23 protein-coding genes are annotated in these 24,800 nt (G+C 36.7%); 12 read left to right on the plus strand and 11 right to left on the minus strand.

Annotation, left to right across the window (positions count from 1 at the left end):
- Positions 1-29: 29 nt before the first annotated feature.
- Complete coding sequence (locus ACLJX0_RS11465) at positions 30-2,021, minus strand: ATP-binding protein (protein WP_410880600.1); 1,992 nt, start codon at positions 2,019-2,021, stop codon at positions 30-32.
- 91 nt (positions 2,022-2,112) lie between these two features.
- The gene (locus ACLJX0_RS11470) at positions 2,113-2,415 is read right to left on the minus strand and encodes a hypothetical protein (RefSeq protein ID WP_410880602.1); all 303 of its coding nucleotides are present in this window, start codon (positions 2,413-2,415) and stop codon (positions 2,113-2,115) included.
- 193 nt (positions 2,416-2,608) lie between these two features.
- Here ACLJX0_RS11470 and ACLJX0_RS11475 point away from each other — a divergent pair, with 193 nt between their 5' ends.
- From ACLJX0_RS11475 to ACLJX0_RS11485, 3 genes are all read left to right on the plus strand, one after another.
- The gene (locus ACLJX0_RS11475) at positions 2,609-3,253 is read left to right on the plus strand and encodes a response regulator (RefSeq protein ID WP_410880604.1); all 645 of its coding nucleotides are present in this window, start codon (positions 2,609-2,611) and stop codon (positions 3,251-3,253) included.
- Positions 3,254-3,334: 81 nt separating this feature from the next.
- A complete protein-coding gene (locus tag ACLJX0_RS11480; protein WP_410880606.1) occupies positions 3,335-3,664 on the plus strand; it encodes a DMT family transporter in 330 nt (109 codons plus the stop codon).
- 81 nt (positions 3,665-3,745) lie between these two features.
- A complete protein-coding gene (locus ACLJX0_RS11485) occupies positions 3,746-4,249 on the plus strand; it encodes an META domain-containing protein (RefSeq protein ID WP_410880607.1) in 504 nt (167 codons plus the stop codon).
- A gap of 57 nt (positions 4,250-4,306) precedes the next feature.
- On the opposite strand, the gene ACLJX0_RS11490 is transcribed toward ACLJX0_RS11485, so the two are convergent.
- Complete coding sequence (locus ACLJX0_RS11490; RefSeq protein ID WP_410880609.1) at positions 4,307-5,773, minus strand: TonB-dependent receptor; 1,467 nt, start codon at positions 5,771-5,773, stop codon at positions 4,307-4,309.
- A gap of 83 nt (positions 5,774-5,856) precedes the next feature.
- Between ACLJX0_RS11490 and ACLJX0_RS11495 the strand changes: the two genes are divergently transcribed.
- From ACLJX0_RS11495 to ACLJX0_RS11505, 3 genes are read left to right on the plus strand one after another with little or no spacing between them, the layout of a single operon-like run.
- Positions 5,857-6,624: an MBL fold metallo-hydrolase gene (locus ACLJX0_RS11495; protein WP_410880611.1), complete on the plus strand. Its 768-nt coding sequence runs from the start codon at positions 5,857-5,859 to the stop codon at positions 6,622-6,624.
- A 2-nt stretch (positions 6,625-6,626) separates the two neighbouring features.
- On the plus strand, positions 6,627-7,121 hold the full coding sequence (locus tag ACLJX0_RS11500; protein ID WP_410880613.1) for a hydrolase: 495 nt from the start codon (positions 6,627-6,629) through the stop codon (positions 7,119-7,121).
- A 10-nt stretch (positions 7,122-7,131) separates the two neighbouring features.
- Positions 7,132-7,668: a hypothetical protein gene (locus ACLJX0_RS11505; protein WP_410880615.1), complete on the plus strand. Its 537-nt coding sequence runs from the start codon at positions 7,132-7,134 to the stop codon at positions 7,666-7,668.
- Positions 7,669-7,702: 34 nt separating this feature from the next.
- Here ACLJX0_RS11505 and ACLJX0_RS11510 read toward each other — a convergent pair whose 3' ends face one another.
- Positions 7,703-8,365, minus strand: coding sequence for a CatA-like O-acetyltransferase (locus tag ACLJX0_RS11510; RefSeq protein WP_410880616.1), 663 nt, complete (start codon positions 8,363-8,365; stop codon positions 7,703-7,705).
- 1 nt (position 8,366) lies between these two features.
- Complete coding sequence (locus ACLJX0_RS11515; RefSeq protein WP_410880618.1) at positions 8,367-9,134, minus strand: enhanced serine sensitivity protein SseB; 768 nt, start codon at positions 9,132-9,134, stop codon at positions 8,367-8,369.
- A 179-nt stretch (positions 9,135-9,313) separates the two neighbouring features.
- On the opposite strand from ACLJX0_RS11515, the gene ACLJX0_RS11520 reads away from it, so the two are divergent.
- Both ACLJX0_RS11520 and guaB read left to right on the plus strand, forming a co-directional pair.
- A complete protein-coding gene (locus ACLJX0_RS11520; RefSeq protein ID WP_410880620.1) occupies positions 9,314-10,180 on the plus strand; it encodes a hydroxymethylglutaryl-CoA lyase in 867 nt (288 codons plus the stop codon).
- 58 nt (positions 10,181-10,238) lie between these two features.
- Complete coding sequence (guaB, locus tag ACLJX0_RS11525; RefSeq protein WP_410880622.1) at positions 10,239-11,711, plus strand: IMP dehydrogenase; 1,473 nt, start codon at positions 10,239-10,241, stop codon at positions 11,709-11,711.
- A gap of 126 nt (positions 11,712-11,837) precedes the next feature.
- Here guaB and ACLJX0_RS11530 read toward each other — a convergent pair whose 3' ends face one another.
- Positions 11,838-12,440, minus strand: coding sequence for a hypothetical protein (locus tag ACLJX0_RS11530; RefSeq protein WP_410880624.1), 603 nt, complete (start codon positions 12,438-12,440; stop codon positions 11,838-11,840).
- Between the two features lie 109 nt (positions 12,441-12,549).
- Between ACLJX0_RS11530 and ACLJX0_RS11535 the strand changes: the two genes are divergently transcribed.
- Positions 12,550-13,398 carry an alpha/beta hydrolase family protein gene (locus ACLJX0_RS11535; RefSeq protein ID WP_410880626.1) on the plus strand — a complete coding sequence of 283 codons (849 nt, stop codon included), beginning with the start codon at positions 12,550-12,552 and terminating at the stop codon, positions 13,396-13,398.
- Between the two features lie 30 nt (positions 13,399-13,428).
- Here ACLJX0_RS11535 and ACLJX0_RS11540 read toward each other — a convergent pair whose 3' ends face one another.
- Genes ACLJX0_RS11540 through ACLJX0_RS11555 form a run of 4 tightly spaced genes read right to left on the minus strand, consistent with a single transcriptional unit; the run spans position 13,429 to position 16,097 of the window.
- Positions 13,429-14,100: a response regulator transcription factor gene (locus ACLJX0_RS11540; RefSeq protein ID WP_410880628.1), complete on the minus strand. Its 672-nt coding sequence runs from the start codon at positions 14,098-14,100 to the stop codon at positions 13,429-13,431.
- Positions 14,097-14,774, minus strand: a complete 678-nt coding sequence (locus ACLJX0_RS11545; protein WP_410880630.1) for a sensor histidine kinase — start codon at positions 14,772-14,774, stop codon at positions 14,097-14,099. Before ACLJX0_RS11545 ends, ACLJX0_RS11540 begins: the two co-directional genes overlap by 4 nt.
- 53 nt (positions 14,775-14,827) lie before the next feature.
- Entirely contained in the window at positions 14,828-15,478 is a 651-nt protein-coding gene (locus tag ACLJX0_RS11550; protein WP_410880632.1) for a hypothetical protein, read from the minus strand.
- Between the two features lie 10 nt (positions 15,479-15,488).
- Positions 15,489-16,097: a hypothetical protein gene (locus tag ACLJX0_RS11555; protein ID WP_410880634.1), complete on the minus strand. Its 609-nt coding sequence runs from the start codon at positions 16,095-16,097 to the stop codon at positions 15,489-15,491.
- 691 nt (positions 16,098-16,788) lie between these two features.
- Here ACLJX0_RS11555 and ACLJX0_RS11560 point away from each other — a divergent pair.
- Positions 16,789-17,592, plus strand: a complete 804-nt coding sequence (locus tag ACLJX0_RS11560; RefSeq protein ID WP_410880636.1) for a DNA alkylation repair protein — start codon at positions 16,789-16,791, stop codon at positions 17,590-17,592.
- Positions 17,593-17,673: 81 nt separating this feature from the next.
- Complete coding sequence (locus ACLJX0_RS11565; RefSeq protein ID WP_410880638.1) at positions 17,674-18,801, plus strand: FAD-dependent monooxygenase; 1,128 nt, start codon at positions 17,674-17,676, stop codon at positions 18,799-18,801.
- Positions 18,802-18,855: 54 nt separating this feature from the next.
- On the opposite strand, the gene ACLJX0_RS11570 is transcribed toward ACLJX0_RS11565, so the two are convergent.
- Positions 18,856-20,136 (minus strand): aminotransferase class I/II-fold pyridoxal phosphate-dependent enzyme, encoded by a 1,281-nt coding sequence (locus ACLJX0_RS11570; protein ID WP_410880639.1) that lies wholly within the window; start codon positions 20,134-20,136, stop codon positions 18,856-18,858.
- A 737-nt stretch (positions 20,137-20,873) separates the two neighbouring features.
- Between ACLJX0_RS11570 and ACLJX0_RS11575 the strand changes: the two genes are divergently transcribed.
- Positions 20,874-24,791, plus strand: a complete 3,918-nt coding sequence (locus ACLJX0_RS11575; protein WP_410880641.1) for a hypothetical protein — start codon at positions 20,874-20,876, stop codon at positions 24,789-24,791.
- Positions 24,792-24,800: the final 9 nt, after the last annotated feature.

Consider the following 24,800-nt stretch of genomic DNA (forward strand, 5'->3'; position numbering starts at 1 on the left):
ATAGGGATTGGTTGTGGGGACACCAATCCCTATTTTACTTTTGATAGGATTATCTCTACTAGAGTGCCCTTTTTAGGCGTAGATGTAATGGTAAGAATTCCATTCATTTGATTAACACGGTGCTGAATATTCTTTAATCCAATGCCTTTTTTTACTTCACTTACTTTGAATCCAATACCATTGTCTTGAATTTTGATATGGTAATTGGAGGTAGATTCCACTATAGAAATAATCGCTCGAGTGGCTTGTGCATGTTTGATGATATTTTGAATGGATTCTTGAATAATGCGGTATATATTCATTTTCGTTTCATAGTCAAAGGTACTCCAATCAAAATTACGCGAAATTAGCAAGGTAAAGCTAGGTGATGTAGTGGAGTTCTTCTCCAATAAATTTTCTAAAATAGGAGTAAAACTACCTAGGTTTAATGATTGATCCTGTAAATTATGAGATATTCTTCGAATTTGTTGCTGGGCTTCTTCTATTTCAGAAGCAATTAATTGACGATTTTCTGGCTGACCTTCATTCGATAACATAAGGCGAATATTAAATAGCGTATTGATAATTCCGTCGTGTAACTCCGTACTAATACGCGTTCGCTCATCCAATAGAGTTTTCTTAGCAATTTCTTCTTGTTGTAAAATGAGCTTGTAGATTAATTCGCGGTCATTTTGTTGATGCTGTTCAAACAAAAGCCGCTTTTGGATCATCTTCTGTTTAAATACAATGTAGATTAATACGGATAAGAGTATCCCTAATATAGATAAAATACTGAACACGCTAAGACGTTGTGAAAGCATTTCATTTCTTGCTTCTAATTGAGCGGTCTCATATTCAATACGGGCAAATTTCGTTCTGTTTTCAATTTGTAAGGCCTTCAAACTATCGTTAATCTCATAATAGCGTTGGGCGTATTTTTTTGCGTTTTTTTGATCATATAAGCTCAGGTAACGCAAATTAGTTAAAGCGGTGTTTCGTGCCTTGTATTCTTCCGAGGTTTTAAAGCCTTTTTTCCAATATTCGATGGCTTTGGCTGTGTCTTTTTTTGCTAAATAAAGTTCACCTAAGCGACTATAACTCGAAATTAATCCTTGTGGAATTTGTAAACTATCACGTATTTTAAACGCTTCAAAAACTAAGTGTTCCGCTTTTTTAAGCTGATCGGTCTTGATGTACGTTAAGGCCAAGTTGTTGAGAAGCATCGCGTGATAATTCGATCCCTTCAAACTTTTATCAACAAAAGTTAGTCCTTCTAAAAAAGCTTTTTCTGCTTTTTCATATTCCCTTAGATTGTTATGTAAATAGCCGATATTGCTGTAAATTCCCAATTTAGAGTAGGCAGTATGTTCTTTGGTAGGTAAGGAATTAATCAGGTCTAATACCTGTTGGTTGTAGAGAATGGCTTCTTCTTTTTGAGAATTTTGATCTAATATGCTTGCCACGGTAGAGTAAGCCTCAATAAGCAATTTTTTGTCACTATAGTGGTTGAGGTTTTTTAGAGCATTGAAGGCTTCCACTTCAGCTTGGTTGAAAAGCCCTTCTTCAAAGAGAATAATCGCCATCGATTTTTGCATCATACCAATGTGCAAGGTGTCCTTTTTGACCTGGTAAAATTTAACCGCATAAGAGTAAGAGGCATAAGCACTATCTAACTTTACAATGTCTTCATAATAGTCTCCTAAGTAGTAATAGGCTTGGGCAATATGAGCGGTATCCTTATCTTTTTTGGATAAATCCAACAAATTTTGAGTAATGCGCAAGTACAAATCAAGATGCCTGAGGTTATAAGCGGTATTGGCTGTCTCAAACAAGAGCTCTCGGTGTGAAGCATTGTTAGTTGTACTAACCAAATGCGTATAGATGGAATCCAATAGCTGTTGTTTGGCCTTTGTGGAAAGACTATCACCTTCTAAGGTTGCTAATCGTGTTGAAATGGCGGAATGTCTTGCTGTAAAAGGTTCCTCTGAACAGCTGAATAGACAAAGAAAAAGAGATAAAATAAAACAAAATCTGTATGGCATGCGTAGAAGGATGTGAATACAAATTAACTAAAAAAAAAACAATCCCCAATTTCATTTAGTCATTTGGGGATTGTTTTATTTTCATGGTAATTTATTTTCTCTTGTCTTTTAAGATGGCAATATCGCCATTTTCTTGTGCATAGGAAGCGCTATTAATCTTTCTTTTGTCTTTTAAGATTGCAATATCACCGTTGTCAGCCGATCTACTCGTAATGTCTGGTGTTAGAATAGAGTCTTGTGCTATAGTGTTACTCGTTGTGTTAGCTTCCATTGCATTGAACGTATTTCTATTCGAATTGCCGTTTGTAGCTTCAGTTGGCATATTATCTGTTGAACATGAGGCTAAAGCAAGTAAGGCTAAAACAGATACGGAGGTAAGGATAGTTTTTTTCATAAGTATTAAAATTATATTTGTTTTTTTGAAATTTAAATTAAATAATAGGTAAATTGAATGTATATTTAATGTTTTAAAACAATTAAAATCCTTTTTTGGGATAAAATCCTCTGATTGTCTAACAAACATATTTATATTTTGCTTGGTAGAAGTACAGTAAAAGTATACAATATGTTAACAAAAATAAAGTATTTTGAGCTTTACTCTTTTAATAATTGATGATCATCAAATGATTGTTGATTGGTATAAATACGTTTTACAGCAGGTATATCAAGATGCTATAATATTGAGTGCTACTGTAGTAGAAGAGGGATTAGAGCATGTAAATCAGTGTGAAAAACTTGATTTAGTAGTAGTAGATTACAATTTAGGAAAAAGGGATACAGCAATGCAGATTACGAATGGAGTGGAATTTGTTGCACATGTAAAAAAAAAATTTCCCCAAGTTGACGTGATATTGATTACAGGTCATGAGGGAACTCTAGTCCTGTATACCATCCATAAAAAAATTGTTCCTCAAGCTCTTTTGTTGAAAATTGATGTAACAGAAGGCTTACTCAAAAAAGCCTTACAGGTCGTTGGTTCAGGTGAACGCTTCTATAGTTTACATGCTAATGAAGCATTGAAAGAAGTTTACAAGAAAGAAGCGTTGCTCCAAGAACAAAATGTACAAATTTTATTGCTTTTGGATCGCGGCTTTAAAATTAAGGAAATCAGTGAGACTTTGTTTTTAAGTGAAAGTGCAGTTAATAAGCGTATAGCAGGATTAAAGCAGGTATTTGACGTCATGGATAATGGCGGATTGGTCAAGAAAGTGAAAGAAGAAGGATTTATTTAATAGCAATATTTTGCAATAAATTTTTATCATAGGATAAAATAATATAAATTTTATAAACCGACTTTTGCAAAAAATATAAAAATGAATTGGATTTTTTTAATTATTGGAGGATTTTTCGAGGTCGGATTTACCTATTGTCTTGGAAAAGCCAACGAAAGTAAAGGTACAGAAGCGATGTGGTGGTATGTTGGTTTTTTTATTGCCTTGATTATGAGTATGGCCTTATTGATGAAGGCTACGCAAACCCTTCCTTTGGGAACAGCTTATGCAGTTTGGACTGGAATCGGAGCGGTAGGAACTGTATTAGTTGGGATTTTAGTCTTTAATGATCCTTCAACATTTTGGCGTATGTTCTTTATTGCTACTCTAATCGGTTCTATTATTGGTCTAAAAGTAGTATCGGTATCTTAATAAATTAGGAGCTTTTTAAGGTGTTTTTGTAATTAATATTTATATTTGTTTTGTATAATGAAATATTTAAAAATTGCAAAAATGAAAAGAATCAAATTTTTAACCCTAGGATTACTGTTCATAACAGTAGCTGCTTGTAATGAGAAAAAAAGTGCAGAAAAAGCACTTGAAGCAGAAAATGCTGCAGTAGAAACGACTGTTACGACAAAGATGAACTTAGTTGGAAGTTGGGAGTTAATCGCTATTCATACAACAGATACCGCAGATAAAGAACTAGAAGATTTATTTCCTGGTAAAAAGCCAACCTTAAATTTTGAAGGTAATGCTATGGTACACGGTACAGATGGGTGTAACAATATTACTGGGGAATATGAAATGAAAGAGAACAATGGAATTGCCATTGGTGATAAATTAGCTGCTACGCGTATGTTCTGTGAAGGAGTAGCTGATTTTGCTTTTACTAAAGGTTTAACTGAAGTAACAAGCTATGAAATTACAGAAAGTGCGTTACTCTTTAAGAACGGTGACCAAGTAGTTATGGAGTTCAAACAAATTACTCCAGTAATTGACCAAGAAGTAAAGTAAAAAAATAAAGCATACAAAAAGCGACGCCAGTAGCGTCGCTTTTTTTGTTTATCTAGTTTAGCTGTGAACTTCTTCTTTCGCTTGAGCATAACCAAAAAGTTGTTTCTCTTTAATCATGCTGGCAATACCTTCTGGTAGTTTTTCTTCCCATCCAGGCGCATTCTCCTGAAGGGAACGAAGTACATCGCGAGAAAAAATATCCAAGTTTTTTGGTTCGTAATTTGTTATGTCAACAATTTGATTGTTTTTCTTAAAGAATTTATATAATTCTTTGATGTGTAAATCGACTTTTAAATTGGTTGAATCTAAAAGAGTACCCGCTTCATCATGCATAGGGTACAAGTATATGCGCATTTGATTGCGGAATAATTTACCCAGGGCTTCTAACATACCTCCTGTTAAATTGGCGTAATATTTCTCCTCAAAAATATTTAGTAAACTACTAACTCCCATAGAAAGTGCAATTTTTTCTGTGGTATATTTAGAAAAATAAGCCGTCAGTTTATAGTATTCTTGAAAGTTTGAAATCATTACAGTTTGTCCCAAAGAGCATAATAAATCCGCACGATGTAAGAAGTCATTTTCATCTAGATTTCCCTCCATAAGCAAATTGGAAAGCGTAATCTCAAAAATAACAGTTGTATCTTGACGTTGTAACTGATTCTCGTTGATAAAAGACTCTAATGCCTTTTTGTACATATCCATATTGACTAAGGTAACGGGCCTAAAACTACCGCGTAATGCCAATATGTTTTTGCGGTATAATTCATTAGCCGCAAGGCGACTTTGACCATCAGGACCAAACATCACTGCTTCCGTCATGCCATTTTTAACGAGTAATAAACTCATTAATCGATTATCAATCGTAGCAAATAAATGCCCTGTAAAGCTAATACTGTCAATTTCAATTTGATCTCGATCCAAGTGGTCGTATAAACAACTGATTAATTTTTTGGGATCATGATGTTGATAATAGGCTCCATAAATTAAGTTTACACCTAAGATACCCAAAGTTTCTTGTTGTAGTTTTGAATCCGTTTCTTTAAACTGAATGTGTAGAATAATTTTGCTATACGGCTCGTGAGGTGCCGTTTGAAAAATAATACCTACCCAACCATGGCCTTTATTTTTTTTCGCGTAATCTATAGTTGCTACGGTATTGGCGTAGCTAAAAAAGGTCTTGGTAGGGTTCTCAGCGCGTGGAATACGATCTTCAATTTTTTTTGTTTCATAATCCAACATTTTATTCAAGCGACTCTCCGTTACATAACGTCCATCATCTTCCACACTGTAAATCGCATCACTGAATGACTTGTCATAGGCAGACATCGCTTTAGCAATGGTACGAGAGGATCCTCCTGCTCTAAAAAAATGACGCACAGTCTCTTGGCCAGCTCCAATTTCGGCAAATGTTCCATAAATGTTGTGATTCATGTTAATGCGGAGCGCTTTATCCGAAATAGCCGGTTGCTGCTCTATCATTCGGTCTCCCTCTAGTACTAAATCTTCTGCAAAATATTCCATCTGTAAGCTTTTGAAACAAAGTAACAAATTCTATACAACAAAAAAAAAGATAAAGTGTACTTTTGTATAAAAAGCAATAGGTTTTGGAAATACGATTTTTAGGAACGGGAACTTCACAGGGAGTGCCTGTAATAGCAATAGATCATCCAGTAGGGAATAGCTTGGATAAACGCGATTATAGATTGCGAACATCTGCTTTGATTACTTGGGATGATTTGACCCTTTTAATTGATTGTGGTCCCGATTTTAGGTATCAAATGCTACAGGCGAAATGCAAGCATATTGATGCGATTCTCTTTACACACGAACATGCCGATCACATCGCTGGTTTAGATGAAATTCGCCCCCTAACATTTCTTCATGGTCCCATGCCAATCTATGCCTCAGAGCGCGTCATGCACGCGCTGGAAAAACGATACGAATATATCTTTACCACTGAAAATCGCTATCCGGGAGCACCTAGTGTACAACAACATATCATAGCGCCAGATCAGGTGTTTTACGTCAAAGGAAAACCGATTATTCCTCTGTCCATTCAACATGGGGACTTACCTATTTTTGGGTTCCGACTGAATGATTTAGTGTATATTACCGATGCGAAATACATCGCTGAAAGTGAAATAGAAAAGATAAAAGGATGTAAGGTTTTGGTGGTGAATGCCTTGCGTATCAAAGAACATCCTACACATTTTAATCTAGAGGAAGCCTTGGCATTTATTGAAAAAATCAATCCTTGTCAGGCTTATTTGATTCATATTTCACAAGATTTAGGTTTTTGCGCAGAAGTGGAAAAGATATTGCCAAAAAATGTATCTTTGGCCTACGATGAACAACAAATAAAACTACCCTAAGCATGAGACATAAAGTCTTTTTTTACCTTTTTGTTTTCTCTATACTAATCATAGCGCTTTTGTACAACACCAATCGCAATATGATGAAATCAGAAGAGAAGAAAATTGAAATAGCCCACAAACGCATTGCAATTGTTCGAGATTCACTAAAATTAGTATCGAAAGAATTAAATGAAGCTCAGTATTTTTCATTGGGATACAATGATGATGCCCAAGAATACTTTGATTATAAAACACTTGACCAAGATGTAAATAAAATTCGTGAGGAAATTTTAGCATTAAATCACATAGAAGGTGGAAATCCACTTGTTCCTTATGGTGCAATGAATGGTCAAAAATGTGTGATTAATAAAGTGCAATTTATTAATCATCGATGGATTATAGCAGACTTTTATTCTGGCGCGATTCACGGTGAGGTACTAATTAAGTATTTCTATAATCCAGAACAGCCTACTAACTTCTCCACGATAGAAACGGTTTTGTATTCAACACACTAAAAAAATAAATATGCGACAAATTGGACTAGTACTAGGTATACTTTTATCTGTTAGTTTAGTTTCTTGTGATTTTATTCTCAAGGATAAGAATCCAGCGTCAGAACAAGATAAAACAGTCTCTACAGATGGTGGAACAACCGTTGTTGGCGAGGAAGATGGTTTTGGATGTGCTTATTCTGCAGGATATCGATACAGTTATTTGATGGCAGACTGCATCCGCGTGTTTGAACAAGGATTTCGTTTGAATCCCATTGAAGATGAAGGAAGTTTAGAAAATGATTTAGAAAATAACGAAGTAAGTTGCTTTGTGCTTTTTGCTAAAGATGGGAAAGAAGTGGAAATCTTCTTGCCACAACAAGAGAAAAGTATAGTTTTGGAAAGTGATAGAACAAAAGGAATCTATTTTAAAGACGGATGGCAACTCAATACCGAAAAGGGAATGGTACTGCGATATAAAGATGAAATTAAATTTACAGCAGCTAAAACAATAGATTTGCAATTAATCCATCCCGATCAAGTAATCGAAGGAACAGAAGAGCTTTTTTAATCGGAAGTAATTTTTACTATTCACCTTTATTATTTTAAACCAACCAACGCTCTACATCGTTTGCAATTGCTTCTATATCACGTAAGAACATCGCTGTATGGTAACCATCAGCAATCGCGTGGTTGACGTAAATTGACAAGGGAATGAGAGTCCTTTCTTGTTCTTGGTAGAATTTTCCAAAGCGAATGATTGGTTTTAAGAAATCAGTATCTTCCGTGGTATCTTGACTAATACTTTCGAAACTTATCCAAGGAACACAAGAAATAGGTACAAAATTACCAGGTAAACCGGGTTTAACTTTTAGCCCTTTTACATTTTTATAGTGTTGAATATCCGCTACAATATTTTGATGAAACACAGCAAAATCTGGACTGTATTCACTCCATACATCAGAGAAGGTGTGGTCGTCTTCATGGAAAAGCGTAAATTGAGGAGTTACGTAGCTCCAAACGCCTAATTGCCCCTCGTGTATCGCAGTGCGTAGTGCCTCGCTGTTGTTTAGTGCACACATAATAACATAAAGAAAGGTAGGAAAGAATTTGTAGTTTTTCTCTTTATATCGTGCCATCAACAGACTAATGTCAATCTTTATACTTACCGTGTATTTTGTCTTTAGTACGTTACGATAGTAGTCGTAATAAGGGGTTCGACTCCACGTTTCTTTATCTATAGGCGTAAATATAGCAGGTTGATTCATTTTACTTGGTATAAAAAGGTTGATCATGGTTGTAGAAATAATCGCTAAAATTGCCATTTTTCTCCAAACGGATGATGTCAATATACTCGTGTTTCTTGAGGTGTGGTTTACATAAATTGGAAATCACATCGGCAATTTCTTTAAATTCAGCCCCGTTTTTAATGTCACATTCTATCGCAAAAAGATAGTGTGGCTTTTGATCAATACGCGCATTAAACATCCAACCCAAATAAGCGGAGGAAATAATGGGAATAGAAGAAAAGGTCGTCTTTAAATCCGCTAATAATGCTTGAGGTTCCACTTCGGGCTTGCCAATTTGTACCTCCATCTGGATATGGGCGACATTGTCTTTGATTACATTGAAAATAGAGCCGTTGAGCATATCGGCAATTTCATTGGGAACGAGTTCTTTGTACACCTTAGAAAAAGGATTAACAAGGATGTTATGCCCCATGGCAAGTTCTAGAAAAGCGCGACCATTTACTTTCATATAGCTCATCTCTTCCTGAATTGCCCCTTGATCATAGATGTGTTTCGGATCAGTAAAAATGGGAATTTGTTGATTTTCAAAAGTGATAATCGGCGCATTAGCATTGAAACTGTTGGCTTGGTGATTATCATTGTATCCTTTTTTTACCAGTACGTAAATGTCGCTTTTTAGAAATTTTTCGTAAAACAACGCGCGGTATTCTTTAATCGTACCCGCTTTTTCAATGATATCAGCTAAGGATAAATTTTTGTTAATCGCGGTATCAGTAGATTGAGTCATAGTCTATTTGTCTTATCCTTCAAACTTACAATTAATTCTACGGTATTTCTTTAAAATATTCTTAAAGATTTCTATCTTAATCAACAGGGGGACGCAGAACAATAACGGAATTTTGTTTTTTTTTTAATTTTCGAATTTGTTTTTGAGAATTTCCGGCTTTCTTCTATCTTTGGTGCACTATGAAACCAACCGTAAAAATTATAGAATGTCCTCGCGACGCCATGCAAGGCATTAAAATGTTTATACCAACAGAAAAAAAAGTACAATACATACAGGCTTTATTGCGGGTAGGTTTTGATACCATTGACTTTGGTAGTTTTGTATCTGCAAAAGCAATTCCGCAAATGCAAGATACAACGGAAGTCTTAGCTCAATTGGATTTGAGTAAAACACAAAGTAAATTATTGGCTATTATTGCCAATACGAGAGGCGCGGAAGAGGCTGCTCAACACAAAGAAATTCAGTATTTAGGTTTTCCTTTTTCTATTTCCGAGAATTTTCAAATGCGCAATACGCATAAAACGATTGCAGAATCGTTAATTACCCTCGAAGAAATTTTAGCCATTGCTACTAAAACGGATAAGGAAGTAGTAGCGTATTTATCAATGGGATTTGGTAATCCGTATGGAGACCCTTGGAATGTGGATATCGTTGGTGAATGGACAGAGCGTTTGTCGAAAATGGGGGTACACATTCTTTCGTTGTCTGATACCGTAGGAAGTTCAACACCAGAAGTCATTGATTATCTATACAGTAATTTGATTCCCGCTTATCCAAATATTGAATTTGGTGCGCATTTACACACGACGCCAGACTCGTGGTTTGAGAAGATTGATGCCGCTTATAAAGCAGGATGCTTGCGCTATGATGGGGCAATCAAAGGCTATGGAGGTTGTCCAATGGCGAAAGATGACTTGACGGGAAATATGCCAACCGAAAAAATGTTGAGCTACTTTACTGCTAATAAGATAGATACCAACTTAAGTGCCATGTCATTTGAAAGCGCTTACAACGAAGCGTTAAAAGTTTTTAATTTTTACCACTAGGATTTTTTTAGCTGAATAAAAAAAACTAAATTTGCGTGCAATTCAACTACAATTGCACATGAAAGCACACACAACAAAAATCATCGGTCAAGGATTAACTTACGATGATGTTCTTTTAGTTCCAAATTATTCGGAAGTTTTACCCCGTGAGGTAAGTTTAAAAACAAAATTCTCAAGAAATATTACACTGAATGTTCCCATAGTATCTGCGGCGATGGATACGGTAACAGAAAGTGAAATGGCTATTGCTATTGCTCGTGAAGGAGGAATAGGAGTAATCCATAAAAATATGACCATTGAAGAGCAAGCCAAAGAAGTACGCAAAGTAAAAAGAGCTGAATCAGGGATGATTATTGATCCAGTGACTTTACCTTTAACGGCTACGGTGGGTGATGCAAAGAAAGCAATGGCAGAATACAGCATTGGCGGTATTCCTGTTGTAGATGAAATGGGTATTTTAAAGGGAATTATTACCAATAGGGATATGCGTTTTGAAAAAGAAAATGCAAAACCAATTACGGAAGTAATGACCAAAGATAACCTAGTTACTGCAGCAGAAGGAACAACCTTAGAACAAGCAGAAGGTATTTTACAAGAAAATAAAATTGAAAAATTACCAGTAGTTAATGCAGACTATAAATTAGTTGGTTTAATTACGTTTAGAGATATTACAAAATTAACGCTTAAGCCCAACGCAAATAAAGATCAATTCGGTCGTTTACGTGTAGCGGCAGCTTTAGGGGTTACTCATGATACAGTAGAACGCGCAACAGCTTTGGTAAAAGCAGGTGTAGATGCTTTAATTATTGATACAGCCCACGGACATACTCAAGGGGTTGTAGGTGTGTTACAAGCAGTGAAACAAGCATTTCCAGAAATTGACGTTGTAGTTGGTAACATCGCTACACCTGAAGCAGCTTTATACTTAGCAGAAGCAGGAGCAGATGCAGTGAAAGTTGGAATCGGACCAGGGTCTATCTGTACTACTCGTGTTGTGGCTGGGGTAGGATTTCCTCAATTTTCAGCAATTATGGAAGTGGCTGCAGCTTTAAAAGGAACAGGTGTTCCTGTCATTGGAGATGGTGGTTTACGCTATACAGGCGATATTCCGAAAGCAATCGGTGCAGGTGCTGATTGTGTGATGTTAGGATCTATGTTAGCTGGAACAAAAGAATCTCCTGGAGAAACAATCATCTTTGAAGGAAGAAAATTCAAAGCATATCGCGGAATGGGATCAGTGGCAGCCATGAAACAAGGGTCTAAAGATCGCTATTTTCAAGATGTTGAAGACGATGTGAAAAAATTAGTTCCAGAAGGAATAGAAGGACGCGTTCCGTACAAAGGAGAATTGAACGAAAGTATGTTACAATTTATCGGAGGTTTACGCGCTGGTATGGGATACTGCGGTGCGAAAGATATTCCAACGCTACAGGAAGTAGCTCGCTTTGTGCAATTAACGGCTTCAGGAATTGGAGAAAGTCATCCACATAATATTACAATTACCAAATCAGCTCCTAACTATTCTAGATAGTAAGCTAATCTAAATAATGAAAAGCTATAACAGTAGTGTTATAGCTTTTTCGTGTGCAATAAAAAAACGCCTCCAGCATGGGGCGTTTTTTGTTTTTTCACCAAAGTGACTTGGGAACTCCTTAGGTTACTCTTTCTTCTTTTCTGCTTCTTCAAACAGTTTCATTATCGTTTCCTGTTGTTGTAACATGCTTTCTTGAATAGAGCGCATCATATCCATCATGCTATCACTACCAAACGAATCATCCTCATCTTCGTCATTATTGAAGAAATCTGTGAGGGAAGGTACGCCTGTGCTTTGGTTGTTGGTTGAAAAAGGAGCTGTCGCATTAGCAATTTCCAAATACTTCTGTCTCGTTGCATTTTCGTGTATTTTAACGGAAAACGGACGAATGCCTTGGGAATTATATTCGCTTTTTTTCTGAGAGGAACCTCGTTCATCTTTAAATTCAGTGGTCAGACTAATGATCTCTTGTTTGGCATTGCGTTTTATATTAGAGAAACGCAAGTGAGCCACTTTCTCAGCATTAATTTCTTTTTCAATTTGTTCCAAATCGGCTGCTGTCGTTTCTTTCGTTATTTCGTAGGCGAAAGTTTTGTTTTTTATTGTAACTTGTTCTTTCTCCTGTGCATGGGTGTCCAGTGAAATAAAACATACACTGATACTCAGTACAGCTACATAACAAATTCTAGCAAAAGACAGCGGACTAAAAGAATTTAAAAGTTTCATATTCCTAATTTAAACGTTAATTCAATTGGTTTGTTTGAGCTAAATTAAAATATTTAGTTTTAAGATTGTTTTAAAGCCGTAGTATTAATTGTTAAAATACAGTAAAAAAATGAAAGAATTACAACACACAATATCGATTATCCCAAATGGAACTCCATCTTCTATTTTAGCTGATTGTTATGTAGAATCAGCTGGTGAAAAACGACCTTTAGTGGTTTTCTGCCACGGCTATAAAGGGTTTAAAGATTGGGGAGCTTGGAATTTGGTGATGCAAACTTTCGCAAAAGCCGGATTTGTAGCGGTAAAATTTAATTTTTCACTTAATGGTACTTCCCTTGACCAACCCCAAGAATTTGTAGATTTAGATGCATTTGCAAGAAATACTTATACTCAAGAACAAAAGGATATTGCAGCTGTTTTAGCGCATTATTCGAAGGAAGCATACGTAGACGAAACAAGTGTATTTTTACTCGGACATAGTAGAGGAGGGGGAGCTGTCATCTTACAAGGGTATTACAACGAACTGGTTAGGGGAATCGTATCCTGGGCAGGGGTTGCAGATTTCAAAAAGCGATTCCCTCAACGTGATAATTTTGAACAATGGGAAAAAGAAGGTGTTTTTTATAGTTTGAATGGACGCACGAAACAACAAATGCCCCATTATTTTACGTTTTGGGAAGATTTTGTAGCTCATGAACAAGAATTGACGATTCAATATGCGGCTCAAAATCTTAAAAAGCCCGTATTGCTAGTTAATGGTACGGAAGATCAGGCTGTTAGTGTAAAAGAGGCTGAATTGCTTCACCTCTGGATTAAAACGTCGGAGTTATTTATTGTGGAAGGAGCTGACCACGTATTTGGTGCCAGACATCCACATGAATCCACAGTACTCCCAGAAGATTTAGCCAAAGTAGTTGCCCAAACGATTGCTTTTATGAAACAACAGCTTGCCCCCTAAATGCAATCAAACAAGGACGAAAAGTTTCGTTTAATACAGGGATAGTTCATCTAGGGTAATCAATTTATTTTGAACGGCATAAACAATGAGTCCCACTACATTCTTTGCACCTGTTTTGAGGAATAGGCTGTTTTTATGTCCTTCTACTGTTTTAAGCGAAATAAATAAAAGATCAGCGATTTCTTTACCCGTTTTTTGTTTAGCAATCAGGTGGAGTACTTCGATTTCCCGTTCTGTTAAAGCCAGTTTTAAATCAGTTGTTAGGGGTTGATTCTTAAGTAGCATTTGCTCGCGTAAATGCTCAAATTGAGCAGGTAATAAATAAAAACCTTTGTTGTAAACTTCGTGAATGACTTCAATCAAAGCGCTTGGTTTCATATTTTTAGGTAAAAAAGCAGCAAACCCTGTTTTAACGATAAAACTAATTAAACTGTCGTTATAATGCGAAGATAATAAGATTACAGGTATTTGAATTTCTAAGGTACGTAAGTGCTTAAGTAGTTCCAATCCATCCATATCACCGAGGCGATAGTCGAAGATAAAAATATCCGGTAAGGTTGTGTTTTCTTGGAGCCCATGCAAAAAAGTAGCTCCGCTATTATAGGTGTTTTTTATTTCAATAGAAGGATCTTGTTGTAAGAAGTTCGATAGTAAATCTGTGATGAGTACTTCATCATCCAGAAGGGTTACTTGTATCATCATGCGGTAGTTTTTTGTGGGAGTATAAACAAGAACGCGGTTCCTGTAGGTATTTGTTTCTTGTATTTGAATGAGGCTTTGACTAAAGTAGCCCTAATTTGAATGTTTTGTAAACCCAGCCCTATTTGATTGGAAGGGGATTGAAAACCTTTACCATTATCGCGCATAACAAAGGCAATGGCCTTTTCAGAGAGTCGCAATTGAAATTGAATCTGACTGGCTTCAGCATGTTTGTAAATATTACTCATTAATTCTTGTATAATGCGAAGTAGGTGCATTTTTTGTTCAACGGTTAGTTCAAAAGAAGGGCGTTTGTCAATATGCAATTGAATGGTATAGAAAATATTCCACTGTTGAAACAAGTCTTTAATTAGATTATCAAGAGTCGCATAATCCAGTAAAGGTGGATTTAAATCGTGTGAAATGCGTCGGGTTAGCTGTATGGTTTTTTGAATACTATCAATGAATTGTTCCTCACTTTGCCCCGCCTGCGATTGTAAGAATAATAGATTCAATTCATTAATAACAGAATCGTGTAAATCGCTGCCAATTCGCTGTCGTTCTTTTTCTTGAATGTCAATAGAGGAACGTTGTAGTTTTTTTTTGTGTTTTAGGTTTAATTGATTGATTTTTTGCTGATTATCTAGGTGTTTTTTGTGGTTTAATTTTAACAACATAAGAAAAGCAGTACTAATAACCATAATAAGGACTAGCCCAATAATAAACCAAATTATAATTGTATTTTCTCTTTGCCAGATGTGCTGCATACTACTTTCGTATTTATAATGTAAAACAATAAGTTGATCATGATATTTAGAAACCAAAATAAAAATATGTTTTCAGATCTTCCGTTAATGAGTAAGTTAAGAGGAAGATAGTACAGGCAGGAGAAAGCGGCATAGAGGAGTAAGGTTGAATTAAGCAGGAAAAAAGCGGGGTTATAATTTTTCCAATCTTGCTGTAAGAGCATAAAACAATAGCGTAAGGCTAATAAAAAAAGCGATAGGTTTGCAATAAATCGAGTGTAGGATTCTACTTGCGTTGGCAGATGAAAGTTAATCGTACTCAGTTCATATATTAGGCAAATAAAAGCGGGGATAGAAATGAGATAGTAGTATTTGTTGGCGTTTATTAGTCGGTACATAAAAGAGAACCAACCCAATTCAATCACACCAAAAATGGGAATTAAAATTAAATTATTTTGATAATTTCTTCCTAAATACTCACCTAATAAATAAAAGAGCAAACTTGTTGTCAGGTAACCTAACAAGGCAAATTTTAACGCAGTAAAAGGTGTTTTAGTTCCAGCATAAAGTATGAGGATACTTAAAACTGCTGGAACTAAATAAGTAATATAGGTTACAAAATTAAAAATGGTCATTTTTTGTCTGCTATATGTTCCAGACCATTATTTTCTCATAGAGTGCAAAGTTGTTTACAATGAATGAAGGTTTAAATGGAGGAATAGGTTTACACGTGTTTAAAAAACTGTCGGTATTATTCAGTTGCGTCAGAATTAAATCGGGAGCACCATTATTGATGGCTAAATTCACTTTGATAGGGGTGTTCTCTTCAAAATCTTCATTGGGAATCCAGAAAAGTTGAAAAAGCTCAGGAGCTTGTAAAACCTCATCGCGCATAGTTTTATTTTCCCAATTCATTATGCGTTCTTCCGCTTCTGTTTTTAATACAGGTCCTTTAAAGGAATTGGTTTTCCCTCCAATACAGCTGTATAATTGACAGGGAACATGCATAGAATCTGTAAATGAGGCGGGTACATCTAATGAACTAGGAATAAAATGCATATATAGTGTATCCATATAGCATCCCATATAGGCATGAATATCGTCTGTATCTACAATACCGCGTAAAAAATAAAAGGTACTATCTTCGAAATCAGCAATTTCGATTAGTTTTTTTCGATCATCAGCAAGGTTCGCCCAATTGACTATACTTTGGTAAACCCAATGTAAAGGTGTTAGTGTTTGTGAATGTTTCATAAAAAATAGTTTTTACTTGAATAATTTTTCTAATGAAATCCTTTTAAATAAGCGAACGATGATTTATGACAGTAAACAAATATAAGTTAATTTTTATTATTGTTTTGATAAATTTTGTCAAAAATATACAGGTGCTTTTTTGAATTAGTGAATTTAACTACTAAAAAAATGTATGGTATGGGTAATCATACGCTTTTGGGTTTTGTTTCGATAGTTTCTAGAAGAGTGTAAAACCCTGTTTTTTAAAAATAGGGGTTTTCCATGGCATGAATTCCACTTATAGCTTCTACTTTTGTTTGAGAAAGATAGATAAATAGGTAAACGAAGATGTGATAGTGTTTGTTTTTATCTACCAAAGAGCGAATAAAATCTATATTTCAATTGATTAAAGTCCCCACAACAATTTTAATATCTTAAATGAAAGACGCTGTAGTGTTTTACTATAGCGTTTTTTTATTTGGCTTTTGTTTTTCGAGTTTTTCGTTAGTTGATCATTAATACAACTATTTTTTTTACTAAGATAATTCAGTGCAAAAGAATCATCGTTCTATGGATTGTAGACATGAACAAAAAAACAAAAAGCAAACAACAAACAACAAAGAACAAAAAAACATAGGGGACAAATTTATGCGGTATTGTCCAAATGGGAAAAGTTGCTAATCTTTGTGGCACAATTGGAAAGTAAAACGCGATGGACAAGACTAAGAGAAAAGGATCAAAAACGATACAGAGTATTCCCCCCGAGATTTTAGCACAGTTAAATCAAGGAGTGATAGAAACTGCAAATTTAGTAGAATGGCTGGCAATAGACGTAAATAAAATGCTGGCTATTGTGTTGGAACAAGGAGGGAAAACGAGTTATCTAGTTCCTGTTTTACAAGCATTAGAGGCGATAAAAAAGCCCACCGTTACATTAAAAAATGCAACTATTGGGCAGGTTTTACTTACTCAAGCTTCTGAAGCTGAGGATGAAGAACTCTTTTCTTTTTTGGCAGAACATCCAGCGGATATGCCTCGTTGTTGGGCGACGTATATGATAGGTGGAAATCCGAAATTGAGTCCTACAGCACAGTTACAGGCAATTCAGCCTTTTGCAGCAGATACGCATTTTGGCGTTCGAGAGACGGCTTGGATGGCAGTGCGTCCCACAATTATAGCTAACCTATCGCTTAGTTTAGCAGTTTTAGAACCCTGGACGTTACACGCTGATGCGAATGTGCGTCGTTTTGCTACTGAATCAACACGTCCAAGAGGTGTTTGGTGTGCACCAATTGAACTATTGAAAACTACACCTGAATTGGGGTTGCCCTTATTGGAAAACCTGCGCAATGATCCCGAAAAATACGTCCAAGATAGTGTTGGTAATTGGTTGAATGACGCCAGTAAAAGTCGACCTGATTTTGTGCAAAATCTATGTGATAGATGGCTAGAAGAAAGTAAAACGAAAGCAACAGCTTATATTGTCAAAAAAGCCTTGCGAACGATTAACAGTTAACGGTTGACGGTTGACGGTTGACTGTGCACTGTTCCTTGTTTTCCATTATCTTTACTATGTCAAATGAAAAAATAGCGTAGTATGCAAGTAGCGATAGTAGGAGCAGGTATTGGAGGTTTAACATTGGCGATTGCTTTAAAGAAAGCGGGTATTTCCTTTGTGGTGTATGAAGCAGCAGCTGAAATTAAACCTGTAGGGGCGGGGATTGCGCTTGCAAATAATGCGATGCAGGTGTATCGTCATTTGGGTGTTGCAGAACAATTGAATCACAAAGGGACGCGTATTTCTACAGTGAGGCTGACAGATATGGATTTACGTGTGTTGGATCAAACTTCACTACTTTCTTTTGAAGAATACTATCAGTTGGCAAATATTGCCATTCATCGCAGCGATTTACACCGCGTTTTACTCGATGCAGTAGGAGAAGAGTGCGTTGAACTCAACAAGCGCTTGCAGTACATTACACACCGTCCTAAAGGAGGTTATACCCTTAAATTTACGGATCAAACAACGATGCAGCACGAATTTGTAATTGGAGCTGATGGGTTACGTTCTCAAGTTAGACAATTGTTGTTTGGCGAATATCCATTACGCGATGCACATCAAATGTGTTGGCGAGGCGTACTTCCTTTTGAATTGCCTGAGGGCTATGCGCATGTAGCGATAGAAAGCTGGGGAAAGGGCAAGCGCATGGGATTTGTAGAATTAGACAACCAACAAGTGTATTGGTATTTTTTGGTGGATGAAACGCTGTATCAACGGGCTACCGACGTGGAGCTTTATCTCGCAGGATGTCCACTGTGGGTACAGCGAATGATACAGCAAACCCCCAAAGAAAATATTCACTTGGATAAAATATACGACCTCCAACCTTTTTCGGGCTGGTATAAAGAAAAGGCTTGTCTTATTGGAGATGCCGCTCATGCTACAACACCGAATTTAGGACAAGGTGCTTGTCAGGCGATTGAAGATGTATATGTGATTAGTCGTTTACTTGAGCACTATTCCTTAGAAGAAGCTTTGAGCAGATTTCCTGCTATTCGGCAAGCAAAAGCCCATCGCATTGTACGCGAAAGTTGGGCCTTAGGAAAAATGGCACAATGGCGAAATCCTTTTTTGGTTGGGGTGCGCAACTTGTCTTTTCTTTTGTTACCTGCCTGGATGAAGAAAAAGCAAATGAAAAAAATGTTTACTTTAGATTCGTTATAACGTTCTTGGTATAAAAATAAAAAAACAGCTCTACTGGGAGCTGTTTTTTAGCTGTTATTCTACGGATTGTGCTTGGTTTTTTAGCTGTAATTTGGAGCTTATATATTCAAACACATTCAGCGCTTTATCTAGGTGTTCTTTGGTGTGGGTTGCCATTAAGCTCATGCGAATGCGAGAGTCTTTTAATGATACGGCTGGATACATAATGGGATTGGTGTACACGCCATTTTCCAGTAACAATTTACCTGCTTGACTATTTTTGTACACATCGCCAATTTTAACAGGTATAATAGCAGAATCAGTTGCCCCGATCTCCAGACCAATGTCGCGCAATCCTTTTTTGTAATATTCCACGTTATTCCATAATTGCTTTTGCCAATGCGGTTCCTCGTCGATGAGTTCGATAGCTCGGCTTACTCCTACGATGGCAGGTGTGGCTGCGGCAGAAAAGGCGTATTGTCTCGATTGGAATTGAAGATAGGAAATCAAATCTGGATTATTGGCCACGAGATATCCACCTACGTTGGCAAAAGTTTTACTAAACGTCCCCGTAATGATGTCAACCTGATCCAAAACGTCATAGTATTCCATGGCTCCACGGCCTGTTTCGCCTAGTACTCCAATACCATGCGCGTCATCCACTAAAAGTACACCGCCATATTTTTTGGTAATTTCAAGAATTTCTTTGAGTTTGGCAATATCTCCATCTTGTGAATATACCCCATCGATAATAACCATTTTGGTTCGGTAGGCATCTTGAGAAGCCGCTAAAATGCGCTCTAGGGCTTCTGTATTGTTGTGTAAGAAGCGCTTAACAGTGGTTCCCATAATTCCTTCATACACACTGGCGTGAACCGCCATATCTACAATAGCAATATCCTCTTTTTTTAGCAAACACAAAAGAGAAGCACTGTTGGAGGTATAACCTGTTGTATATACAATGGAAGATCCTTTGGGGCGTTTGAAAAAAGCAGAAATCTTGTCTTCTAATTCTCGGTGGTAATCAAAATATCCTCCAATTAAAGGAGAAGCCCCTGCCCCTGTACCATATTTTTCTATCCCATTAATTACCGCTTTTTTAATTTCTGGATGTTGGGTAAAACCTAAATAATCGTTGCAAACAAAGCTAATATAGTCTCCTTTTTTGATGTAACCATCTTCTTCTAATCCAATCTCAGGTCCACAACCCGAAGTCGCCAACAAGCGATAGTTCATAAATTCATTTTCACGCAGGTAATTTAGATACCCTTCGTGCTTATTTGCTCTTTGATAAATGTCTAAATCGGGGATGTTTTCAAAATCTTTAAAACTCGCTTTCGTAAAGTCCATATGCATACCATATTTTATAGGTTAATACAGCTAAAAATAGATTAATTTCCTTTGGTAGAGAAATATTTAGCCTTTAAAATTACAAAAGGAAGTAATTTTTGATAAATAAAGATTTATTTATCTACATATTGAGAATTACTTCGTATTACTTGTCATACTATTTTTAATATTCAATCAATCATTGAAGATTTTCTAAGTCGCTTTCTGTGGTGTTTTTTATGCATTTTTCTCGCGTTTTCTGTCTATTATTCTGGTCTAAAAGGAAGCTTTGCCTTTGTGCTAAAATTAATTTTTGTCGTTTTTTCACTGTTTATATTAGTAAAATAGATAAGATAATTGGCTTTAATTGAGGAAATATTGGTATTAGTAGTAATCTTATTAATTGTTGTGTTTTATGTAAAATATAATATAATTAACTTATCTTTATGGTAAAAAATCGGGATATGTGATTTTTTTAAATAAAAAAAGATAAAAATGTATTTTTATTTTAATTCTGTTATGAAAAAGATTGGAGCTCATGCTATTTTTATACTCGTAGTTAGCGCAATGTTAACTGGTGAAAGGCTGGAAAGAAGGAGTCAGGATGCTGTTTGAATAAGTTGGAGTTAGATAAAAAAGAAGAAGAAGAAATAAAGTAGGAGAACTCGTAGGGAATAATCATGTTTAATAGTTGTATTATCCTAAAAAACAGGGGCTGCTTTAGGTTGTAAAAAGGAGATATAATTAAGATAATCAAGTTGTTTATGAAAAAAAATGTACTTTCAGTTGCATTACTTATGATGTCAGGTTTTACGTTTGCCCAAGTGGGGATTGGAACTGCAAATCCAAATCCGGCTGCACTTTTAGATGTAGAGGCAATGTCAGGAAGTTTTAAAGGGGTTTTAATTCCGAGAATTCCTTTAGAGTCGTTAGATTCAAAAGCATTCATACAAGGTGGTAAAGTGCCTAATAGCTTATTGGTCTTTAATACTACAGTGAATAGTGAATTAAAACCTGGGTATTACTTTTGGTTTGACACGCGTTGGGTGCGCTTAATTAGCGCTACGGATGATTTCTTAGAAGATGTAGCGAAAAATGAAGAGTTAGCAGTCGATCTAACTAACCAAACTTTATTTTTACGCGATAGCAAAAATAGGGTGGTAGCAGTGCCTTTACAAGAAATCAATCTATTAACCACATTTACTCCTAATGGACAAGGAAAATACACCTATACTTCAGAAAATCAAACACAAACAGAGATTGATGTACCAGCAGATGTGATTCAAAATATTGCACATATTCTGGGGGATACAAATGTGACAAATGAAATTCTTCAAGCTATTAGTGCCAATGCGAAGAGTTTAACTGGTGATGACATTATTACGGTTTCAGGGGGAGAAAAAGCCGTATTGGTTCCTACAACCTTGCGTATTGCTGATCATAGTATTACGACAGATAAAATCAAACCAGGAGGATCGAAAAACCTTTTAATAACGGATGCATCAGGGGAAGTACATTGGGTGAATGCCACGCATGAGGTTATCCAAGAACTTGTGACTCAAAATGAAAAGGTTACTCTATTAGTAGATGGAGACGATGGAACTTTTACCTATTATAATGAAAATGGTATTGATGCCAATGGTCAACTGATTCCTGGAAGTGGTATTCGCTTTGATGCAAATACATTAAACATTAAAGAAAGAGAAGGAGCAGCAGGAAAAGGGATTTACGATTTTTACGATGGAGCTACCTCCTTACAAAATCCGTTAATGACTATTAGTACACGAGCGAGCGCTATTGTGTATGACAATAATTCCACCGTGATTCAGGGAGATAATTTGCAAGAAGTAGTCAATAATATTATTGCAAAAGTAGAAGTAGCCCAAGGAAATTTAGCAGCCCTAAAAGGGAATGGGATTCTCGTGAACGGTCAATCGCAAGTAACGGATGCCGTACTACGAGAAATGACACTAACTATTGCAGATGGAGCGATAACTGAAGGAAAAATAGCCGATAATGCGGTAACTTCCTATAAGATTAAAAACAAAGCTGTGACCACTGAAAAAGTGGCTCCAGGTTCTGATAAGTATATTTTAGTTACGAAAAATGGGCAAGCACAATGGGTACCTGCTACGGATGCAATTATACAAGAAGTAGTATCCCTCAATGAGGTCATTACGCTGATTGAAGACAATGGAGATGGAACCTATTCGTACTATAATGAGGAAGCAATTGATGCTAATGGCCAACCCATCAAGGCAAAGGAAATGCTCATCGATGCCAATACGCTAACTATTGATGAAACTGCGAATGGTACCTATGTATTTAAGGATGGAACTTTTGCTCAAACGGGAGTGCCTTTAGCGACCATTGACATTGCGGGAACTGTAGTGGAAAATATTACAGAGATTTTGCAGGATAGTGTTGTGCAAACCAATGTTTACAATACAGTAGCAGCACAAGGAAAAGCGGTAACAGCTGCAGATACTTCGCTTCAAATTGTCAATGGAGAGCAGGCTGCTTTACATGCGATGCAGCTTTCTGTGGCTAATGAAGGTATTACCACAGCGAAGATAAAACCTGGCGCTGATAAGCACTTATTAGTAACCAAAGACGGTATCGTACAATGGGTACCTATTAGTGATGACGTCATTGGAGAAGTGGTTTCGTTCAATGAAAAAGTGACGATTTTGGACACCAGTGCAGCCAATGGAACTTTTGTTTACTATAACGAAGAAGATATTGATGCCGATGGTCAACTCGTTGGACCAGGGGTTTCCTTTGATGCCAATACTTTAAAAATAGAAGAGCAACCTGGGGGAAGTGGTGTGTATGTGTTTTACGATGGTAAAACCAGTCTTACAGCGCCTTTAATGACGATTGATATTGCGGGAACAGTTATTGAAAATATAACGGAAATTTTAACTGATACAACTGTTCAAAACGATATTTATACTACGGTAGCGGCTAAAGGAAAAGCAGTAACCTCACCCAATGGGTCTATTGCGTTGGGGGGAACTCCCAATCAAGCGGTCTTGAATAACTTAGAGTTAACCCTTGCAAATGAAGGGGTGACCACGCCAACGATTGCACCAAAAGCAGTAACAGTTGAGAAAATTCAAGGAGGGGTAAAAGGACAACTCTTGGTAACTTCCGCCGATGGGGTAGCGCAATGGATTGGCGCAACGGACGATTCAATTAAGGAAATCTTAGCTTCTAATCAGGCGATTACAGAGTTAATTGATAATCAAGATGGTACCTTTACCTATTTTAATGAAGCCGATTATGATATACATGGAGATCGTTTACCAGGGGCTATAGGCACAACGTTCAATGCCAATACTCTTACCGTTAGGGAAGTTACAGAAAGACCTTCGGGAAGAGGAACGGGAATTTTTGAATTTTACGATTTATCCCAAGATGAGCCAATTGCCACACTAAGTGTGACTGCTAGTGTGATTGAGAATATAACTGAAATTCTCGGACAAGATGAGGTACAAAATCAAATTTTTGCTACCATTGCAGGCAAGGGCAAGCAAATGAATAGCAATGATGGTTCCTTGGCAATCACAGGCGGAGAAAAATCCGTACTCCACCAAGTGACAATCAATATAAATCAAGAAGGAGTAAAAACAGAACATATCGCTACTGGAGCCGTAAGAACTGATAAAATTGCATCAACTGGATCAGGAATAGGCAGCGTATTAACGGCGGATGGCCTAGGGCAAACGAGCTTTATCTCACCTACAGAAACAGTAAAACCAGCGATGCAAGGTGATTTGGCAGGTGAAGATGGTGTTATCAACCTTGTTGGAGGCGGAGAAAATGTGTTGTTTGGCGATGCAAATAAGAAAGTGACGATTACGTTGAATCCAGGTGGAATAACTGGAACCCATATTGGTTCAGAAACAGTTGAAAACCAAAATATCAAAAATAAAACAATCCAGGCGCAAAAACTTGACGCTACAGGAGCTACTGCGGGGCATGTCGCTACAGTAAATGCCAATGGTAGCGTTAGCTATCAGCCCGTTACAGGTGAGAATATTGCCAATAAAGGCAATATCACAGGAGATGAGATTATTGCTGTGAATGATGGTACAGCTAAAGTATTAGGTCATGTGGGCTTGAGCGTAAATAATCAATCCATTACCGCTGATAAGTTAGATGCAAGCGGTCAAACTGCCGGATATGTTGCGACTGTAAATGCAGATGGTACAGTGAGTTACCAAGCGGTGAATACAGCAAACATAACCGAAAAAGGAACCATTTCCACAGATGGCATCGTCAGTGTAGATAACGGTACGGATAAGGTATTAGGAGATGTTGTACTGGGTATTAACGACGGCAGTATTACCAATGAAAAAATTGGAGCTGGTGCAATAACAGTGGATAAAATTTTAGCAGGAGAAGATTTGCCGAAACGAGTGATGGTAACGGATGACAATGGAGTGGTAAAATGGGGAGAACTCGATGATATTGTAACAGATGCTGCAGGAAACCTTACCACAGATGACATTGTGGAATTACAAGGCGGAGATGGAGTAAATAGTCTCTTTAACGACGTTAAATTGGGGATTAAAGCTGGAAGTATTACCAATGCTCAAATCAAAGACCAAACCATTGAAATTGAAAAATTAAATAGTGCGGGTTCAGCTGCAGGTATGGTGATGGTACAGTACTAACCGCGGATG

This window comes from Myroides sp. DW712 (assembly GCF_046557355.1).
Taxonomy (GTDB): domain Bacteria; phylum Bacteroidota; class Bacteroidia; order Flavobacteriales; family Flavobacteriaceae; genus Flavobacterium.

Coding starts and splice junctions, on each gene's coding strand:
- ACLJX0_RS11465 (WP_410880600.1), bottom strand. CDS start 2,021: ATGCCATACAGATTTTGTTTTATTTTATCTCTTTTTCTTTGTCTATTC.
- ACLJX0_RS11565 (WP_410880638.1), top strand. CDS start 17,674: ATGCAAGTAGCGATAGTAGGAGCAGGTATTGGAGGTTTAACATTGGCG.
- guaB (WP_410880622.1), top strand. CDS start 10,239: ATGAAAGCACACACAACAAAAATCATCGGTCAAGGATTAACTTACGAT.
- ACLJX0_RS11520 (WP_410880620.1), top strand. CDS start 9,314: ATGAAACCAACCGTAAAAATTATAGAATGTCCTCGCGACGCCATGCAA.
- ACLJX0_RS11545 (WP_410880630.1), bottom strand. CDS start 14,774: ATGTTGTTAAAATTAAACCACAAAAAACACCTAGATAATCAGCAAAAA.
- ACLJX0_RS11480 (WP_410880606.1), top strand. CDS start 3,335: ATGAATTGGATTTTTTTAATTATTGGAGGATTTTTCGAGGTCGGATTT.
- ACLJX0_RS11560 (WP_410880636.1), top strand. CDS start 16,789: ATGGACAAGACTAAGAGAAAAGGATCAAAAACGATACAGAGTATTCCC.
- ACLJX0_RS11490 (WP_410880609.1), bottom strand. CDS start 5,773: ATGGAATATTTTGCAGAAGATTTAGTACTAGAGGGAGACCGAATGATA.
- ACLJX0_RS11515 (WP_410880618.1), bottom strand. CDS start 9,134: ATGACTCAATCTACTGATACCGCGATTAACAAAAATTTATCCTTAGCT.
- ACLJX0_RS11575 (WP_410880641.1), top strand. CDS start 20,874: ATGAAAAAAAATGTACTTTCAGTTGCATTACTTATGATGTCAGGTTTT.
- ACLJX0_RS11485 (WP_410880607.1), top strand. CDS start 3,746: ATGAAAAGAATCAAATTTTTAACCCTAGGATTACTGTTCATAACAGTA.
- ACLJX0_RS11550 (WP_410880632.1), bottom strand. CDS start 15,478: ATGACCATTTTTAATTTTGTAACCTATATTACTTATTTAGTTCCAGCA.
- ACLJX0_RS11540 (WP_410880628.1), bottom strand. CDS start 14,100: ATGATGATACAAGTAACCCTTCTGGATGATGAAGTACTCATCACAGAT.
- ACLJX0_RS11470 (WP_410880602.1), bottom strand. CDS start 2,415: ATGAAAAAAACTATCCTTACCTCCGTATCTGTTTTAGCCTTACTTGCT.
- ACLJX0_RS11535 (WP_410880626.1), top strand. CDS start 12,550: ATGAAAGAATTACAACACACAATATCGATTATCCCAAATGGAACTCCA.
- ACLJX0_RS11570 (WP_410880639.1), bottom strand. CDS start 20,136: ATGCATATGGACTTTACGAAAGCGAGTTTTAAAGATTTTGAAAACATC.
- ACLJX0_RS11505 (WP_410880615.1), top strand. CDS start 7,132: ATGCGACAAATTGGACTAGTACTAGGTATACTTTTATCTGTTAGTTTA.
- ACLJX0_RS11500 (WP_410880613.1), top strand. CDS start 6,627: ATGAGACATAAAGTCTTTTTTTACCTTTTTGTTTTCTCTATACTAATC.
- ACLJX0_RS11555 (WP_410880634.1), bottom strand. CDS start 16,097: ATGAAACATTCACAAACACTAACACCTTTACATTGGGTTTACCAAAGT.
- ACLJX0_RS11510 (WP_410880616.1), bottom strand. CDS start 8,365: ATGAATCAACCTGCTATATTTACGCCTATAGATAAAGAAACGTGGAGT.
- ACLJX0_RS11530 (WP_410880624.1), bottom strand. CDS start 12,440: ATGAAACTTTTAAATTCTTTTAGTCCGCTGTCTTTTGCTAGAATTTGT.